General features: G+C 63.3%; 14 protein-coding genes. 7 read left to right on the forward strand and 7 right to left on the reverse strand.

What is annotated here, in order from left to right:
• Window positions 1-33: 33 nt before the first annotated feature.
• The 7 genes from So717_RS13960 (at window position 34) to So717_RS13990 (ending at window position 6,450) form a co-directional block, all read left to right on the forward strand.
• On the forward strand, window positions 34-1,446 hold the full coding sequence (locus So717_RS13960) for an acyclic terpene utilization AtuA family protein (protein WP_238840938.1): 1,413 nt from the start codon (window positions 34-36) through the stop codon (window positions 1,444-1,446).
• Window positions 1,439-1,738: a DUF4387 family protein gene (locus tag So717_RS13965; protein WP_159978327.1), complete on the forward strand. Its 300-nt coding sequence runs from the start codon at window positions 1,439-1,441 to the stop codon at window positions 1,736-1,738. The genes So717_RS13960 and So717_RS13965 overlap by 8 nt, the downstream gene beginning before the upstream one ends.
• A 114-nt stretch (window positions 1,739-1,852) precedes the next feature.
• Entirely contained in the window at window positions 1,853-2,806 is a 954-nt protein-coding gene (locus tag So717_RS13970; protein ID WP_159978329.1) for a glycosyltransferase family 2 protein, read from the forward strand.
• The gene (locus So717_RS13975; RefSeq protein ID WP_159978331.1) at window positions 2,806-3,192 is read left to right on the forward strand and encodes a GtrA family protein; all 387 of its coding nucleotides are present in this window, start codon (window positions 2,806-2,808) and stop codon (window positions 3,190-3,192) included. Before So717_RS13970 ends, So717_RS13975 begins: the two co-directional genes overlap by 1 nt.
• Window positions 3,189-3,956 carry a methyltransferase domain-containing protein gene (locus So717_RS13980; protein WP_159978333.1) on the forward strand — a complete coding sequence of 256 codons (768 nt, stop codon included), beginning with the start codon at window positions 3,189-3,191 and terminating at the stop codon, window positions 3,954-3,956. The genes So717_RS13975 and So717_RS13980 overlap by 4 nt, the downstream gene beginning before the upstream one ends.
• Window positions 3,957-3,960: 4 nt before the next feature.
• Entirely contained in the window at window positions 3,961-5,382 is a 1,422-nt protein-coding gene (locus So717_RS13985) for a hypothetical protein (RefSeq protein ID WP_159978335.1), read from the forward strand.
• 96 nt (window positions 5,383-5,478) lie between these two features.
• Entirely contained in the window at window positions 5,479-6,450 is a 972-nt protein-coding gene (locus tag So717_RS13990) for an endonuclease/exonuclease/phosphatase family protein (protein ID WP_159978337.1), read from the forward strand.
• A 105-nt stretch (window positions 6,451-6,555) separates the two neighbouring features.
• On the opposite strand, the gene So717_RS13995 is transcribed toward So717_RS13990, so the two are convergent.
• From So717_RS13995 to xdhA, 7 genes are all read right to left on the reverse strand, one after another.
• Window positions 6,556-7,635 (reverse strand): BMP family ABC transporter substrate-binding protein, encoded by a 1,080-nt coding sequence (locus So717_RS13995; RefSeq protein ID WP_159978339.1) that lies wholly within the window; start codon window positions 7,633-7,635, stop codon window positions 6,556-6,558.
• A 53-nt stretch (window positions 7,636-7,688) separates the two neighbouring features.
• Entirely contained in the window at window positions 7,689-8,609 is a 921-nt protein-coding gene (locus tag So717_RS14000) for an ABC transporter permease (protein WP_159978341.1), read from the reverse strand.
• Entirely contained in the window at window positions 8,609-9,691 is a 1,083-nt protein-coding gene (locus So717_RS14005; RefSeq protein WP_159978343.1) for an ABC transporter permease, read from the reverse strand. The genes So717_RS14000 and So717_RS14005 overlap by 1 nt, the downstream gene beginning before the upstream one ends.
• 71 nt (window positions 9,692-9,762) lie before the next feature.
• On the reverse strand, window positions 9,763-11,277 hold the full coding sequence (locus So717_RS14010) for an ABC transporter ATP-binding protein (protein ID WP_159978345.1): 1,515 nt from the start codon (window positions 11,275-11,277) through the stop codon (window positions 9,763-9,765).
• Window positions 11,274-12,026 carry a xanthine dehydrogenase accessory protein XdhC gene (xdhC, locus tag So717_RS14015; RefSeq protein WP_159978347.1) on the reverse strand — a complete coding sequence of 251 codons (753 nt, stop codon included), beginning with the start codon at window positions 12,024-12,026 and terminating at the stop codon, window positions 11,274-11,276. The genes So717_RS14010 and xdhC overlap by 4 nt, the downstream gene beginning before the upstream one ends.
• Window positions 12,023-14,320, reverse strand: a complete 2,298-nt coding sequence (xdhB, locus tag So717_RS14020; RefSeq protein ID WP_159978349.1) for a xanthine dehydrogenase molybdopterin binding subunit — start codon at window positions 14,318-14,320, stop codon at window positions 12,023-12,025. The genes xdhC and xdhB overlap by 4 nt, the downstream gene beginning before the upstream one ends.
• Window positions 14,317-15,723 (reverse strand): xanthine dehydrogenase small subunit, encoded by a 1,407-nt coding sequence (xdhA, locus tag So717_RS14025; RefSeq protein ID WP_159978351.1) that lies wholly within the window; start codon window positions 15,721-15,723, stop codon window positions 14,317-14,319. Before xdhA ends, xdhB begins: the two co-directional genes overlap by 4 nt.
• Window positions 15,724-15,860 lie beyond the last annotated feature (137 nt).

Consider the following 15,860-nt stretch of genomic DNA (forward strand, 5'->3'; position numbering starts at 1 on the left):
CGGGCATAGCCGGGGTGCAGGGGCGCGCGGGCCATGGCCCGCGCGCCCCTGCACCCCGGCTCGCCGCACCCCGCAGATCGTCCGACCTCTATGACCCGGGTGTTGATCCCCTCTGGTGCTCTTGGGCTGAACTACGATCCTGAAGCACTTGCTCGCGGGGTTGCAGCAAGACCCGATATCATAGCCGTCGATGGCGGTTCGACCGACAGCGGGCCATCATATCTGGGCCGCGGCGTTTCAAAGTATGCGCGCGCCTCGACCAAACTTGAGTGGGCCGGGCTTATGAAGGCCCGAGCCATCGCAGGTGTGCCGTTGGTCATTGGCACTGCGGGCACCTGTGGCACCGATGCGGCAGTGGACTGGATGCTCGACATCACCCGCGAGATCGCCACAGAGCAAGGCACATCGCTGAAAGTGGCGGTGCTGCGGTCCTCGCAGGACATTGGCCGCGTCGCTGAATCTTTCGAGGCAGGCAATATCGCCCCGCTTCCCGGCGCCCCCGACGTGACCGCACAGGACATTCAAGCCTGCTCCAACATCGTCGCTCTGGCCGGGGCAGAGCAAATCAGCGCAGCTTTGCAGACCGGTGCCGATATCGTCATCGCAGGGCGCACCACCGATACGGCCATCATTGCAGCCCTGCCGCTGATGCAGGGCTGTCACGGGGGCGGCGCTTGGCACGGTGCCAAGATCGGTGAGTGTGGCGCGCTTTGTGCCACCAACCCGCAGTCGGGCGTCATCATGATCGACTTCGACGACGCAGGCTTCACGGTCACACCGATGGCGGACGGCGCACACGCGAGCCCGCATACCGTTTCGGCGCATATGCTCTATGAAAACTCCGACCCGTTCATCCTGCATGAACCGGGGGGTCACCTGGACGTGACCGGCGCGCGCTACACCGCGCTTGATGAGACGTCGGTGCGGGTTGAAGGCTCAAAATGGGTGCCGTCCGACCGCTATACCGTCAAGCTCGAAGGTGCACGGCCTGCGGGCTGCCGCACGGTCTTGATGGCGCTTCTGCGCGACCCGCGTTACGTGGCAAACGCCGCTCTATGGGCTGAGGACATCGTGACGAAATGCACCGCCAAGGTTCTCGATCGCATGGACATCACGGCGGAGGAGTTCACGCTGGAGATCCGCCTCATGGGTCACTCCGCCAGCTTTGGAATGCTGGAAACGCGGCACGCCGACCCGGTGGAAATCGGGGTCATCGGGATCATCACTGCACCTACCGAAGACCAGGCAGCAGAGATAGGCAAGCTCCTGAACCCCTATCTGCTGCATCACCCCCTGACGCAGGAGGAAGAGCAGCCTACCTTCGCTTTCCTGTTCTCTCCGCCCGACATGCATCAGGGCACCGTCTATGAATTCGCGCTGCATCACGTGATGCATCTGACCGACCCTATGGACGCCTTCCGGCTGGAGGTGACCCACATTGGCTGAGCTGCGCACCCTCGTCACCAAGGTCCGCAGCAAAAACGCGGGCCCTTTCTGGCTGACCATCGACATCTTCTGCGGCAGCCCGGAGGCCTACGCACAGGTAAGCCGCGATCTGAAAACGTCGCGTGTGGCCACTGCCTTCAATGCGGACAGTCAGACCGTCAAACGCTTCGATATGCCGGATCTGAACGTGGTGAAATTCTCCCTCCCCCGCCCGACGGTGCAGGGCGCTATTGCCGACCGCGACATGCATGGGGCGTCCTGGGCCGCGTTGGTCGGCGAACTGGAGATCTAGGGCCGGCTCCCACAGTAGAGCGGGCGCGCACCCCAGTTTCGCTCCCAAATCGCCACATTCTCACCGCAAAGCACGGCTAATCTCGTACCGATGCGCAACACTCGGGGCCGGAGCATGTATCTTTCGATCGTCGTTCCCTGCAGGAACGAGCAGGATGCCATTCTGGCGCTGATTGACAGGCTGTCCGCTGCGCTGACGCCCTGGCGAGACCAATCGGAAATCATCCTCGTCGATGACGGCTCGACCGATGACACATGGGAGACGATCCAGGACGCGCGGCTGCTCTGCCCTTTTGTTGTCGGCATCCGGCTGTCCACCAACAGGGGGCATCAGATTGCGCTGACCGCCGGGCTGGAAGCGGCCCGGGGCGCGCGGATCATGATGCTCGACGCAGATCTGCAGGACCCGCCCGAACTCCTATCTGACATGATGCGGTTAATGGACCAGGGCTATGACGTGGTCTACGGGCGCCGGATCGAGCGGCGGGGTGACAGCCTGTTCAAACGCGCGACAGCCCATGTCTTCTATCGCGTGCTCAACGCCATGTCGGATGTGGCGATCCCTCAGGACACCGGCGATTTCCGCCTGGTCAACCGCAAGACGCTGGATGCGGTCCTGGCCATGCCCGAGCGTGCGCGCTTCATCCGCGGAATGTTCGCCTGGGCCGGGTTTCGCCAGATCGGCATTGAATACAGCCGTGCGCCACGTCATTCGGGTGAAACGAAGTACCCGCTGCGCAGCATGATCCGCTTTGCCGCCGACGCCATGACATCTTTTTCTACCAAGCCGCTCCGGTTGGCGACCCGGCTTGCCTTTGCAACGCTCGGGGTCAGCGCCTTTATGGCCGTCTATGTGGCGTGGTCCCTGATTTTCCACCAGGCGGTGGCGGGGTGGGCGTCCGTTGTGCTGGCGATCAGCTTCTTCTCGGGCGTGCAATTGCTGACGCTGGGTATCATGGGTGAATACATCGGGCGCCTCTACATCGAAGCGAAGAACCGCCCGCTCTATTTTGTCAGTGAAGAGCTGCGCGACACTCCCGCTGCACGTCCGCTCAGAAAGTCGGCGTGATGCGAATGCAGCGCTTTGCGATTATCGGCGTGTTGGTGGCGCTGAGCTACCTGCTGCTCTATCTGGCTTTCCTCGCGTTGGATCTGCCTCGTGTGATAGCCAACGCCCTCGCATTCGGTCTCGCGATCTGTCTGCAATACGTAGGCCAGACCTGCTTCACCTTTGGTCGGCGCTTGCAGGATTTAGCACAGCTTATCCGGTTCGGCGTGATGGTGAGTTGCGGCTTTGTCACCTCCGCCGGTGTGACGGGCTGGCTTGGCCCGCTTTTTGCGGTGCCCGACTGGGCCGTAGCCGCAGTGGTGACCGTGATCTTGCCCGTGCAGAACTATCTGCTCATGCGCCTTTGGGTTTACGCGCCGCCGCAGGGCCATGAGAGGCTGTCATGAGCCACATCTATGACGACCGCTTCTTTGACTATATCGACGCCAGCGCCCGCGCGTCGGCCCGGCGTTTCACCGCCTTGCTGTTTCCCCTTTTGCGCCCGGAGAGCGTGCTGGATCTGGGCTGTGGGCGCGGGGTCTGGCTGGACGAGTGGCGCCGCGCCGGGGCACGGGATATTCTTGGGGTCGACGGCGGCTATGTCGACCCGGACCTGTTGGAGATCCCGCGCGACTGCTTCCGGCCCGCTGACCTCACAACCCCGGTGCCGACGGACCGCCGTTTTGCGCTGGCGCAGAGCCTCGAAGTCGGAGAGCATCTTCCGCCCTCTGCGGCAGAGACGCTTGTGCACAGCCTGACCGCAGCGGCAGATCGTGTGCTGTTCTCGGCGGCGGTGGTGGGTCAGGGCGGCGAATGCCACATCAACGAACAACCACTGTCCTACTGGCAGGCGCTGTTCGCCGCGCGGGGGTATCGGGCCTATGACGCCATTCGCCCCGCCCTGCAGGCGGATCGGACCGTGGCACCGTGGTATCGCTACAACGCGACGCTCTACGTGAATGACGCCGGGCACGCGGGGCTGCCAGACCAGATCCTGCGCCATGAAGTGCCCACAAACCGCACCCTCGCAAACGGTGGAGACGTGGCATGGCGGCTGCGCTGTGCAGTACTTGCGCCGCTGCCGGAGCCCTTGGTGACAGGGCTGGCGCAGCTGCATGCAACGCTGCGGAGCCGTCACATCCGCCTGAGCCCTCCGCGCATCCAAGGTTAGGGGCATGGCTGTCACAGAGATCACGGGGCACATGCCGGTTGCGGCCCGGCGCATCCCGCCTGTGTTTTGGGTTGCTCTCGCCGTCGTCGGTTTGATTTCCTTGCCAAACCTGGCGGATCCGATGATCCGGCATGATGACTTCCCCGCCCTTTTCGGCGAGGGAGATCTGTTCTGGAGCAAAACGCTGCATGAGGGGCGCTGGCTGAACTACATCTGGCATCTGCGCGGTCTGCAGACACCGGCCTGGCTGAACTTTGCAGCCTATCAGCTCTGCTGGGCGACCCTTGCCACCGCGCTGGCGCTTTCTGCTACGCGCGACACCCCGAGCACCGTTTTCGCCTCAGTCCTGGCCGCGCTGATCCTCGTCGCACCGCCTGCAACGATGATTTCTTCATGGTTCAACACGCTGCTGCCCGGGCTTGCGGTGGTCGCAGCCTATGGCCTGATCACCTGCCGGGCAGAGCAGCGGACCGCGCGGTGGCTGCTGCCGGTCTTCACGCTGCCCGCCCTGATGGCCTATACCACTTATCCGCTGCTCCTGCTCGCGCTCTGCCTGGCTGGAACGCGTCACCGGTCTGTTGCCGATCTCTGCGCGGTGCTGATCCTCTTCGCGGCCAGTTTCGCCGCTGCTGTCGCGGTCACCTATGCGCTGAACTGGCATGTCCATGGCGTCTTTGGCGTGCCGCTGGCACCATGGAGAGAGGCGCAGCCTGCGACGGGCCTGCCGGGGCTGTGGCAGAACCTGCACTGGATTGAGGCCACCTTTGCTACGTTCCTTGATCGGATGAGCCTCGGCTCGCCGCAGCTTTTGCTGGTACAGGCCATGGGGTTTGTGGCCGCATTGCTGCTGATGCTGCGGCGCGCACCGCTGGAGCTGGCCTATCTTGGCGCAGGGTTGCTGACCGGCATCGGCCTGATCGCGCTGCAGGCTGCCAAACTGGGAATCGAGGTGCCGCCGCGCGCCTTGCTCTTTGTCTGGGTCTTCTGGGCGTTGATATGTCTGCGGGCCGCCCAGATCTTTGCAGCGCGCCCCGGTCCACTGGGCGCGCTTGGGCTGGTTTTGGCCAGCATGGTCGCGGTTGCGTATGGAGTTGTGGCGCATCAACGCTATGCCAGCTTTCATCCCTGGCTGGAACAGACCCGGACGCTGCAAACCGCGCTGGCCGCAACCTCCGGACCTGTCCACATCTTTGGGCACCCGGCGCAAAGCGCTGTGGGGCGCAGCGCGGGGCTGCAATCGGACGAGGCGCTGATCTTTCGGATGCGCCAGTTGGGCGGCCCGGCGCTGACGCTCTGTTCTCCCCCCGACCCGATTTGCCGCACGCTGACACACCATCAACGTGACACCACCGGTTGGCAGGTGACGCAAGTGGATGGCCGCACTGTTGTGGTGGTCCCACCAGTCGATATGGCGCCCGACAGATAGCAAAGTTTTCACGGAACTCGACGCGTCTGATCGGGTTGACATTGCAGCGGGTCAGGGGCCTGCTGCAGCATCGAAAGTCAGTCGAGCGTCCAGACCATGTTCTATTTCTTCTCTGCCCTCTTCTGGCTTCTGGCGGCAGCCGTCGCCTTCACCACGATTGCGCCCATGACCAGCAGCCAACTGTGGTGGATCCGCGGATGGGATTTCCCGCGTCTGCACATCGCGCTCGTGGCCCTTTTGGCGTCTGGGCTTGGGCTTTACCTTGCGCTTGGTGCGACACGGCTCGCTGCACTGGCTCTGCTTGCTGCGGCGCTCTATCAAGGTTACCGCATTTTTCCCTACACACCGCTTGCGGCGCAGGAGGTCGCGCTGGCAACAAAGACACCCGAGGCCGAGCAGGTCTCTATCCTGTCGGTCAACGTGTTGATGGAGAACACCGACCACAACCGCTTGCGCGCGCTGATCGACCGGGAAGATCCGGACGTGCTGTTCCTGATGGAGACGGATCAGACCTGGGTAGACGCATTGGATGATCAACTGGCCCGCTACGAGACGGTTCTGCGCCATCCTTTGTCGAACTACTACGGCGCGGTCTTTGCGACACGCCTGCCGTCCACGCGGGCCGAGATGGTCTTCCTCAGCGACGATGACACACCGGCGGTGCTGGCGCAGTTGACGGCGCCTACGGGGGATTTCTTCTTCGTCGGCCTGCATCCACAGCCGCCCGTGCCCGGTGTCGACACCGAGGCGCGAGACGCACAGATCAAGCGCGCCGCCCTGCTGGCCGACAGTACCATCCTGCCGGTCGTGGCCATGGGCGATTTCAACGATGTGGCCTGGTCCTGGACGGCAGAACGTTTCAAACACTACGGTGATTTCATGGATCCGCGCGTGGGGCGCGGCATGCTACCCAGCTTTGACGCCAATTCGTGGATCATGCGGTTCCCAATTGATCAGCTCTATGTGACCCAAGGCGTTGGGCTGGTCTCTTTCGGGCGGCTGGAGAACATCGGCTCCGACCACTTTCCCATGAAGGCAGTGGTCACCGTCACCGGTTTGGACCCGTGACCAGAAACTCCTCAATTCAGTGAAACCTCAGCGTGAAAACGGGCGCCCAAAAGAAAAGGCCCCGGAAACGGTCCGAGGCCTCTATCCTGTGGTCTATCAGACGCGTTACTGCGGGATCTCGCCGGTCAGACCTTCGACATAGAAGCTCATGCCCGCCAGCGTGCCATCATCGGCCACTTCACCCTCTGCCAGCCAGTCGCTGCCGTCCTGCTTTTTGATCGGGCCGGTGAAGGGATGGTAGGAGCCATCCGCGATGGCCGCCTTCATGGCCAGCGCCTCTTCCTTGACATCTGCAGGCACCGCATCGGTGATCTCGCCAATGCCGACCATGCCAGCGCCGATGCCATCCCAGGTGTCCATGCTCTCCCAGGTGCCGTCCATCACGGCCTTGGTGCGCGCCACGTAGTAGGGACCCCATTCGTCAATGATGGAGGACACGCGCGGGAACGGCCCATATTGCGCCATGTCAGAGGCCTGGCCAAAGGTGACCACATTGCCCGCCTCCTGCGCCGCCGCCTGCGGGGCGGTGGAGTCGGTGTGTTGCAGCACCACGTCAGCACCCTGTTCGATCAGTGCGCGCGCGGCGTCAGCCTCTTTGGCCGGGTCGAACCACGTGTAGGCCCAGATGATCTTGAACTCCACATCCGGGTTCACCTTGGCTGCATGGATGTAGGCGGCATTGATGCCTCGGATCACTTCGGGGATCGGGTAGGAGGCGATGTAGCCGATGATGTTCGACTTGGTCATCTTGCCCGCGATATGGCCCTGGATCGCACGGCCTTCGTAGAAGCGCGCGGAATAGGTCGAGACGTTGTCCGCGCGCTTGTAACCCGTCGCATGTTCGAATTTCACATCCGGGAATTTCTTGGCGATGTTGATCGTCGGGTCCATATAGCCAAAGGAGGTGGTGAAGATCAGATCGGCACCGTCCAAGGCCATCTGTGTCATCACACGCTCACTGTCGGGGCCTTCGGCGACATTCTCGACAAAGACGGTTTCCACCGCATCGCCCAACTGTTCCTCGACCATCAGGCGGCCCTTGTTGTGCTCATAGGTCCAGCCGCCGTCACCGATCGGGCCGACAAAGACAAAGCCGACCTTGGTCTTTTCATGGCCATCCGCAAGGGCGCTGGTGGCCAGGCCAAGCGCCATCGCGGCCCCGGCCAAAAGGGTTGTGAGTTTCATAGTCAGGTCTTCCCCATATTGAACCGCCCCTTATGTGAGGCGTTGTTTGGCCCCTAGTTTGAGGCGTGGAATGTCCGGCCCAGAGAGGCGGGCGCTGCGCTTTTGTCCGCAGAGAGGATCACAAGCACAACGATGGTGATGATATACGGCGACATTGCCAGATATTCGACGGGAATGGCAACGCCCGCGCCTTGCAGATTGAGCTGCAGCTGGGTGATCCCGCCAAAAAGATAGGCACCCAGCAAAACGCGCCAGGGCTTCCAGCTGGCAAAGACCACCAGCGCGAGCGCGATCCACCCCACACCGGCGGTCATGCCCTCGGTCCATTGCGGCACCCGGATAAGGCTGATGTAGGCGCCACCCAAGCCCGCGCAGGCCCCACCAAACATGATGGCGAGCGTGCGGATGCGCACCACCTTGTAGCCAAGCGCATGGGCGGCGTCGTGGTTTTCCCCCACGGCCCGCAGGATCAGACCCGCCCGCGTGAAGCGGAGCACGGCCCAGGTGCCCGCCACTAGCAAAAGCCCCACGTAGACGATGGGATCATGTGAGAAAAGGGTCGGTCCAAGCACCGGGATCTCCGCCAGCGGGCCAAAGGATACATCCCCCATACGCGGCGGTTTGATCCCCACATACCCCTGCCCCAGCAGCGCCGAAAGGCCCAGCCCGAAAAGCGTCAGCGCAAGCCCTGACGCCACCTGATTGGCCAGAGCAACCTGCGTCAGCAGCGCGAAGAGCAGGCTCAGCACCGCGCCGCCAGCGGCTGCCGCGACAAAGCCGGTGAGCGGCGAGCCTGTCTCAACCGCGATGGCAAAGCCACAAATGGCACCCACGATCATCATCCCCTCAACACCGAGGTTGAGCACGCCCGCGCGCTCCGCCACCAACTCGCCAGTTGCGGCCAACAGGATCGGGGTCGCCGCACTCATCAGTGCTGCAATCAGAAGGATGGGATTGATTGCGCCAAGATCCATCAGGCGGCCTCCACCCGGCCCACGCGCAGCCGGTAGTTGGTGAACAGATCCAGCGCGAGCAGGAAGAAGAGCAGCATACCCTGAAACACCTGAATGGCCGCGGCGGGCAGGCCAAGCTGGCTCTGCGCGATGTCGCCGCCGATGTAAGTGAGCGCCATCAAAAGCCCTGCCAGCACGATGCCGATGGGATGCAACCGGCCCAGAAAGGCCACGATGATCGCCGTGAACCCATAGCCCACGTTGAAATCGATACTGACCTGACCGGCGGGCCCGGCCACCTCGAAGAGCCCCGCAAGTCCCGCAAGCAAACCAGATGTGCCAAGGCAGAACAGGATCAGACGGCCGGGGTTCACACCGGCAAACCGCGCCGCGCGCGGCGCCTCCCCCGTGACCCGCACGGCAAAGCCCAACCGGTGACGTGCCAGCAAAACATAGGCAAAGATCACCGCGATCAGCGCCGCCACAACGCCCCAATGCATGCCTGTGCCCGCAATGATCTCAGCGTTATGGGCGCTGTCATATTGTTGCAGATTGCGGCTGCCGGGGAAGCCGAACCCTTCAGGGTTTTTCAGCAACCCCAAAGACATCGATGCCAGAAACTGCTCGGCCACATAGACCAGCATCAACGAGACCAGGATTTCATTGGTGCCAAACCGCACCTTCAGAATGCCGGGGATCATCGCCCAGATCCAGCCCCCGAAAGCCCCGGCCAACATCATGCCGGGAAAAATCAACACGCTCTCAGCAGGGTAAAATGCCAAACCAAACCCCGCTCCAAAGAGCGCGCCCATGATGTACTGCCCCTCAGCCCCGATGTTCCAGATGCCCGCCTTGAAGCCGAGACTCAGCCCAATGGCGATCAACACCAGCGGCGCCCCCTTGATCAGCAACTGCGGACGGTAGTAGAAGGCGAACTCGCCAAAGAGCGGCTCCCAGAAAATTGTCAGGATCGACTGCACCGGATCCTTTCCCAGCGCCGCGAACAGCAGCCCGCCAAAGAGAAACGTCGCCAGCACGGCCAGAAGCGGCGTCAGATAGGCGAACGTCTGACTTGGCTGCGCGCGTTTCTCAAGCCGCACCACAGACCGACCTCCCGCTTCTCTTGGCCAAAAATATCCTCGCCGAAGGCAAGAAAGTTTCTGGCGCGTCCGATCTAAACATGCGCGACCTCCATCCCGTGCGCACCACCCATCATCAAACCGATCTGCTCGACATCGAGGCCAGCGGTCGGTTGCGGCACCGACAAACGGCCCTCATTCAGCGCGGCAAAGCGGTCGGCAATCTCCATCAGCTCATCGAGATCCTGGCTGATCAAGATCACGGCCGCGCCGGCTTCAGCAAGATCCAAGAGCGCCTGCCGGATTGCCGCAGCTGCTGATGCGTCCACCCCCCAGGTCGGCTGGTTCACCACCAGAACCTCTGGCCGCTGCAGCACCTCGCGACCAATCACAAACTTCTGCAGGTTCCCCCCGGACAAGGCGCGCGCTGCAGTCCCCGTCCCCGGCGTGCGCACATCAAAACTGTGAATGATGCGCTCGGCAAAGCCGCGCGCAGCGCTCCAATTCAAAAAACCCCCTCGCTCCAACCCCTCGCGCACCGCCCCCGTCAGCATGGCATTCTCGGTCAGCGACATGTCAGGGGCCGCCGCATGGCCCAACCGTTCCTCCGGGGCCGCCAAAAGCCCCATCGCGCGCCGATTATTTGGGCCAAGCGCCCCGATCTCCTGCCCTTTGAACCGGATCATACCGGGCGGCGCGCGCCGCTCGCCCGAAAGCGCGCCCAGAAGCTCATCCTGCCCATTGCCCGCCACACCGCCGATGCCAAGGATCTCGCCCCGCCGCAGCTCAAGCGCAACCTCGCGCAAGGGCATCCCAAAGGCCGACGGAGAGGGCAGCGACAGCCCTTCAAGCGCCAGGACCACCTCGCCCGGCGCCACACCGGAGCGCGTCGGCGTCGAGAGCACCTTGCCCACCATCATCTCGGCCATATCCCGCGCCGTGGTCTCGCGCGGCACGCAGGTGCCCACCACCTTGCCCAACCGCAGGATCGTGGCCGTGTCACACAGCGCGCGGATCTCCTCCAACTTATGCGAGATATAGAGGATCGCCGTACCCTCCCCGCTCAGCTTGCGCAGGGTTTGAAACAGGATCTCCACCTCCTGCGGGGTCAGCACGGATGTGGGTTCATCCATAATCAAAAGCTTCGGATCCTGCAGCAGACAGCGAATGATCTCGACCCGCTGGCGCTCTCCAGCGGAGAGGTCGCCCACAATCCGGTCCGGTGCCAGCGGCAACCCGTAGGTGTCCGACACCTCCTTGATCCGCCGCGACAGATCCCGCAGGCGCGGCGCGTTCTCCATGCCGAGCGCGATGTTCTCGGCCACGCTGAGCGCATCGAAGAGCGAGAAATGCTGGAACACCATGCCTACGCCCGCCGCCCGCGCCGCACGTGGCTCTGACGGCGCAAAGGGGGTGCCACGCATCCGCATCTCGCCCTGATTCGGCTTGACCAACCCATAGATCATCTTGACCAGCGTGGATTTCCCCGCACCATTTTCGCCCAGCAGCGCATGCACCTCCCCCGGTGCGATCTGCAACGACACATCATCGTTCGCAACCACGCCGGGGTAGGCCTTGGTCAAGCCGGTCAAAGACAACAGAGGGGTCATACGGGGGCCTTGGTCTCCAAAAGCAGCGCCTCGACGACGCCAGCCGCAATCGCATCGGGGCGCTTGCCGCGCGACGTGTCACCAATGGGGCAGGTGATTCGATCGGGGTCAAGCCCTGCGGCGCTCAGGCGTTTCCGAAACCGCGCCCATTTCGTCTCAGATCCGATCAACCCGCAAGAGGCAAAGCCGCTTTCCAGCAAGGCTACGCAGAGCGCAAGATCGATGTCATGGGCATAGGTAAAAATCAAATGATGCGCCCCGCGCGGCGCGCTGGCTACCAAGCGCGGCATATCCCGAGCGGTGATCACCGTCACGCCAACTCTCGGCGTCTCTGGAAAACGGGCGGCATCATCATCAACCCAGGTGATGTTGAAACTGCGCGCCGGACAAGCGGCCACCACAGCCCGACCCACATGACCCGCACCCCAGAGCCACAGCTCCGGCGCGCCCTCCGGCGGCGCCAAGGCATCGGCGGGCGGTGCGGGCTGGTCCACCTCCAACGGCGTGCGCGTGAACCGCAAAGTCACCGACCCGCCGCAGCACTGCCCCAACCCGGGGCCAAGCGGCAGGGTGCGCGTGTCTTCCCCATCCGCCTCCAGCATGGCGCGCGCATGCTGGATCGCCTCAAGCTCCAGAGCGCCGCCCCCGATTGTGCCAAAGCTCCGCTCACGCGTGACCTTCATCGCTGTGCCCACCTCCCGCGGGACAGAGCCGCGCGTGGCGGCGATCTCCACAAAGATCGCGCTCATCCCCGCGCACGCCCTATAGCGGCCAGCACCGCCTCAGCGGTCGCGGGCGTCTGCAAATCCGCATAAACCGGCCCGCAGGCCTGCACCGCATCACAGAGCGCGGAATAGGCCGAGATGCCCAGCATCAGCGGCGGCTCACCCACCGCCTTGGAGCGGTAGATGGTCTCCTCGCGGTTCTCGCCATCCCAGAGTGCCACGTTGAACACATCTGGCCGGTCGGAACAGGCCGGGATCTTGTAGGTCGACGGCGCATGGGTGCGCAGCCGTCCCTTATCATCCCAAACAAGCTCTTCGGTCGTCAGCCAACCCGCACCCTGCACATAACCACCTTCGATCTGGCCGATGTCCAGGCTAGGGTTCAGCGAGGCCCCCACATCATGCAGAATATCTGCCCGCAGAATGCGATTTTCCCCGGTCAGCGTATCAACCACCACCTCCGTCACAGCCGCCCCATAGGCAAAGTAGAAAAACGGACGCCCCTCCCCCTTGATCCGATCCCATTTGACCTTGGGTGTCTTGTAAAATCCGGTCGAGGACAGGCTGACGCGCGCCTGATAGGCCATCTGCGCCACCTCGGCAAAACCGTAACTGGCGCCGCCCGCCTGCACCTGGCCCTCACGAAACACCACCTGAGCCGCAGTGCACTGACAACGCTCCGCCAGCAGGTCCGCCATACGATCCCGAATGGTGTCACAGGCCACTTTCACGGCCATACCATTCAAATCGCTGCCCGAGGACGCCGCCGTGGCCGAAGTGTTGGGCACCTTGCCGGTGTCCGTGGCTGTGATCTTCACCTGCGCCAGATCGACCCCAAACCGGTCTGCCGCGACCTGCGCCACCTTCTGAAACAGCCCCTGCCCCATCTCGGTTCCACCATGGTTCAGATGAATGGACCCATCCTGATACACATGCACCAGAGCGCCGGCCTGATTGAGATGCGTGAGCGTGAAGGAAATACCGAATTTCACCGGCGTCAGCGCAATCCCGCGCTTCAAAACCTCATTCTGCGCATTCCAGTCCGCCACAGCCCTGCGCCGCGCCTCGTATCCGCTCGACACCGTCAGCGCGTCGACCATCTCAGGCAGGATAAAATCCTCCACCTCCTGCCCATAGGGCGTGACATTGCGTTTCTTCTGGCCAGAAATATCCCCGCCGGAGGCATAAAAATTCCGGCGTCGCACGGCCAAAGGATCGCATCGCAGATGTTGAGCGATATGGTCCATCACCCGTTCCACTCCCAACATCCCCTGCGGCCCGCCAAAGCCGCGAAAGGCCGTCGCACTCTGCGTGTTGGTCTTCAACCGATGACTGGTGATGCGCACCGCAGGCAAAAAGTAAGCATTGTCCGCGTGCAACATCGCGCGATCCGCCACCGGCAACGACAAGTCCTGCGCCCAGCCGCAGCGGGCATAATGGGTAAAATCGATGCCCAGCACAGCCCCGTCATCATCAAACCCCACCGTATAGTCGATGCGAAAGTCATGCCGCTTGCCGGTGATCACCATGTCATCGTCACGGTCATAACGCATGCGGCACGGGCGCCCCGTGGCGCGCGCCACAACCGCGCAAGCGACCGCAAGCGCGTTGCCCTGGCTCTCCTTGCCGCCAAAACCACCGCCCATGCGCCGCGTCTCGACGCGCACGCTGTGCATCGGCACCCCTAACGCCTCAGCCACCTTGTGCTGGATCTCGGTCGGGTGCTGGGTGGAACTCATCACCACCATATCGCCCCCCTCTTGCGGCAGCGCCAGCGCCGCCTGCCCTTCGAGGTAGAAGTGCTCCTGTCCGCCCACGTGAAGCTGGCCGCTGATCTGGTGCGGTGCGCCCGCAATGCTGGCCTCGACGTCGCCGCGCCCATAGACGCGCGGACCGTCTTCGAACCGGCTGTTCTGCGCAAGTGCATCCTCGATGGTCAGGATCGGCGCTGTCTCCGCGATCTCGATCCGGCCCAGACGCGCGGCACGCCGCGCCGCCAAATGCGAGGTGGCCGCAACGACAAAGAGCGGCTGGCCCACATAGTGCACGGTTCCCGTTGCCAAAAGCGGCTCGTCATGGATCGATGGCGAGACGTCGTTATCAAACGGCAGATCCTCCGCCGTCAGCACGGCCTGTACGCCTGGCGCACTTCGCACCGCGTCCAGATCCATATGCGTCAGAACGCCCGACGCGACCTCAGACAGCCCAAACGCCAAGTGCAAGGCGCCTTTGGGCAGCGGAATATCATCCACGTAACGCGCCGCCCCGGTGACATGCAGCGCGGCGGCATCATGCGGCAGAGGTTTTGCGACACTCATGGCGCAATCTCCAACGCGTCTACCGCCTCGCCCTGATCCGCATACCAATAGCGCAGCAGCATGTTCCGGGCGGTTTCCATCCGGTAGGCGGCACTGGCGCGCATGTCGGACAGCGGTGCAAAATCCTCGCCCAGCGCAGCCATCGCGGACCGCACGGTCTCCTCGTCCCACGGCTGGCCGACCAGCGCAGCTTCTGCGTGCCCAGCACGCTTGGGTGTTCCGGCCATCCCGCCGTAGGCCAGCCGCGCCCGGGTGACCTGCCCAGCCTCCACCGTGATCGTGAGGCAGCCGCAGACCGCCGAGATGTCTTGATCAAACCGCTTCGACAGCTTGTAACAGCGCAGCCGGTCCGGCTGGTCCGGCACGGTGATGGCTTCGACAAACTCCCCCGGCGCGCGGTCCTGCTTTCCGTAGCCCAGAAAAAAGTCTTCCAGCGCCATCTCGCGGCGCGCGTCGCCACGGCGCAGATGCAGCCGGGCCCCCAGTGCGATCAGCGCAGGCGATCCATCGCCGATGGGTGAGCCATTGGCAATGTTGCCGCCGATTGTGGCCGCATTGCGCACCTGAACGGATCCATAGCGCCGCATCAGCGCGGCAAAAGACGGATGGTGCGGCGCCATACTCTCTTCCAACTCCGTCAGCGTCGTCATGGCACCGATGCGCCACCCTTCATCTGTTTTGCTGATCCCCTTGAGATCAGCGCATTGGTTCAGAAAGGCAACCGGCCCCAAATCTCGAAACGCCTTGGTGACCCAGAGCCCGACATCGGTGGCGCCTGCGATCAGCGTTCCTTGCGGATTGGCGGCGTACCATTTGGCCAGTTCGGCTATCGTTTCAGGCTGCACCCAAAGAGGGGGCTGCCCGCCCCCGCCGCCTGCGGCGTCTCCCCCGGGGATATTTTTGGCCAGAAGAAACAGTGTCTCCTGCAGATGATCTGGAACGGGCTGCTCCGCTGCTGCTTCGGCCGCGCGGATGATCGGGGCGTAGCCGGTGCAACGGCACAGGTTGCCGGCGAGTTGCGTGTCATGGTCGGTGGCGCCGTTGAGGTGGGCCGTGGCCATGGACACGATGAAGCCCGGCGTGCAAAACCCGCATTGGCTGCCGTGATGGTCGATCATGGCCTGTTGAACGGGATGCAGCGTGCCGTCAGGCGCGGCGATTCCCTCGACCGTGCGCACCGCCTTGCCATTGAGTTGCGGCAGAAACAGGATGCAGGCGTTCAGCGCCTTGGCGCCGTCGTCGTCAGTGACCATGACCGTGCAGGCCCCGCAGTCGCCTTCGTTGCAGCCTTCCTTGGTGCCGGTCAGCCCACGCGCGTCCCGCAGCCAGTCGAGCAGCGTCACCGTGGGCGCCACATCGTGCAGCGCCACTGTTTCTCCGTTCAGGCGAAACGCAATCTCCATGCCATCAGATCCGCCGCGGTACCAAAACGCCCCGTTAGCCCGGCGTTCGATGCGGCGTAGAACGGCGAGCGGGTGTCAACAGACGCAAAGCTAAGCGGGCCGCGCGCAGGTTTGCAAGGAAAAAGGTCAGCGGCGTT

The sequence above is a fragment of the Roseobacter cerasinus genome (genome assembly GCF_009811755.1).
Taxonomy (GTDB): Bacteria; Pseudomonadota; Alphaproteobacteria; order Rhodobacterales; family Rhodobacteraceae; genus Roseobacter; species Roseobacter cerasinus.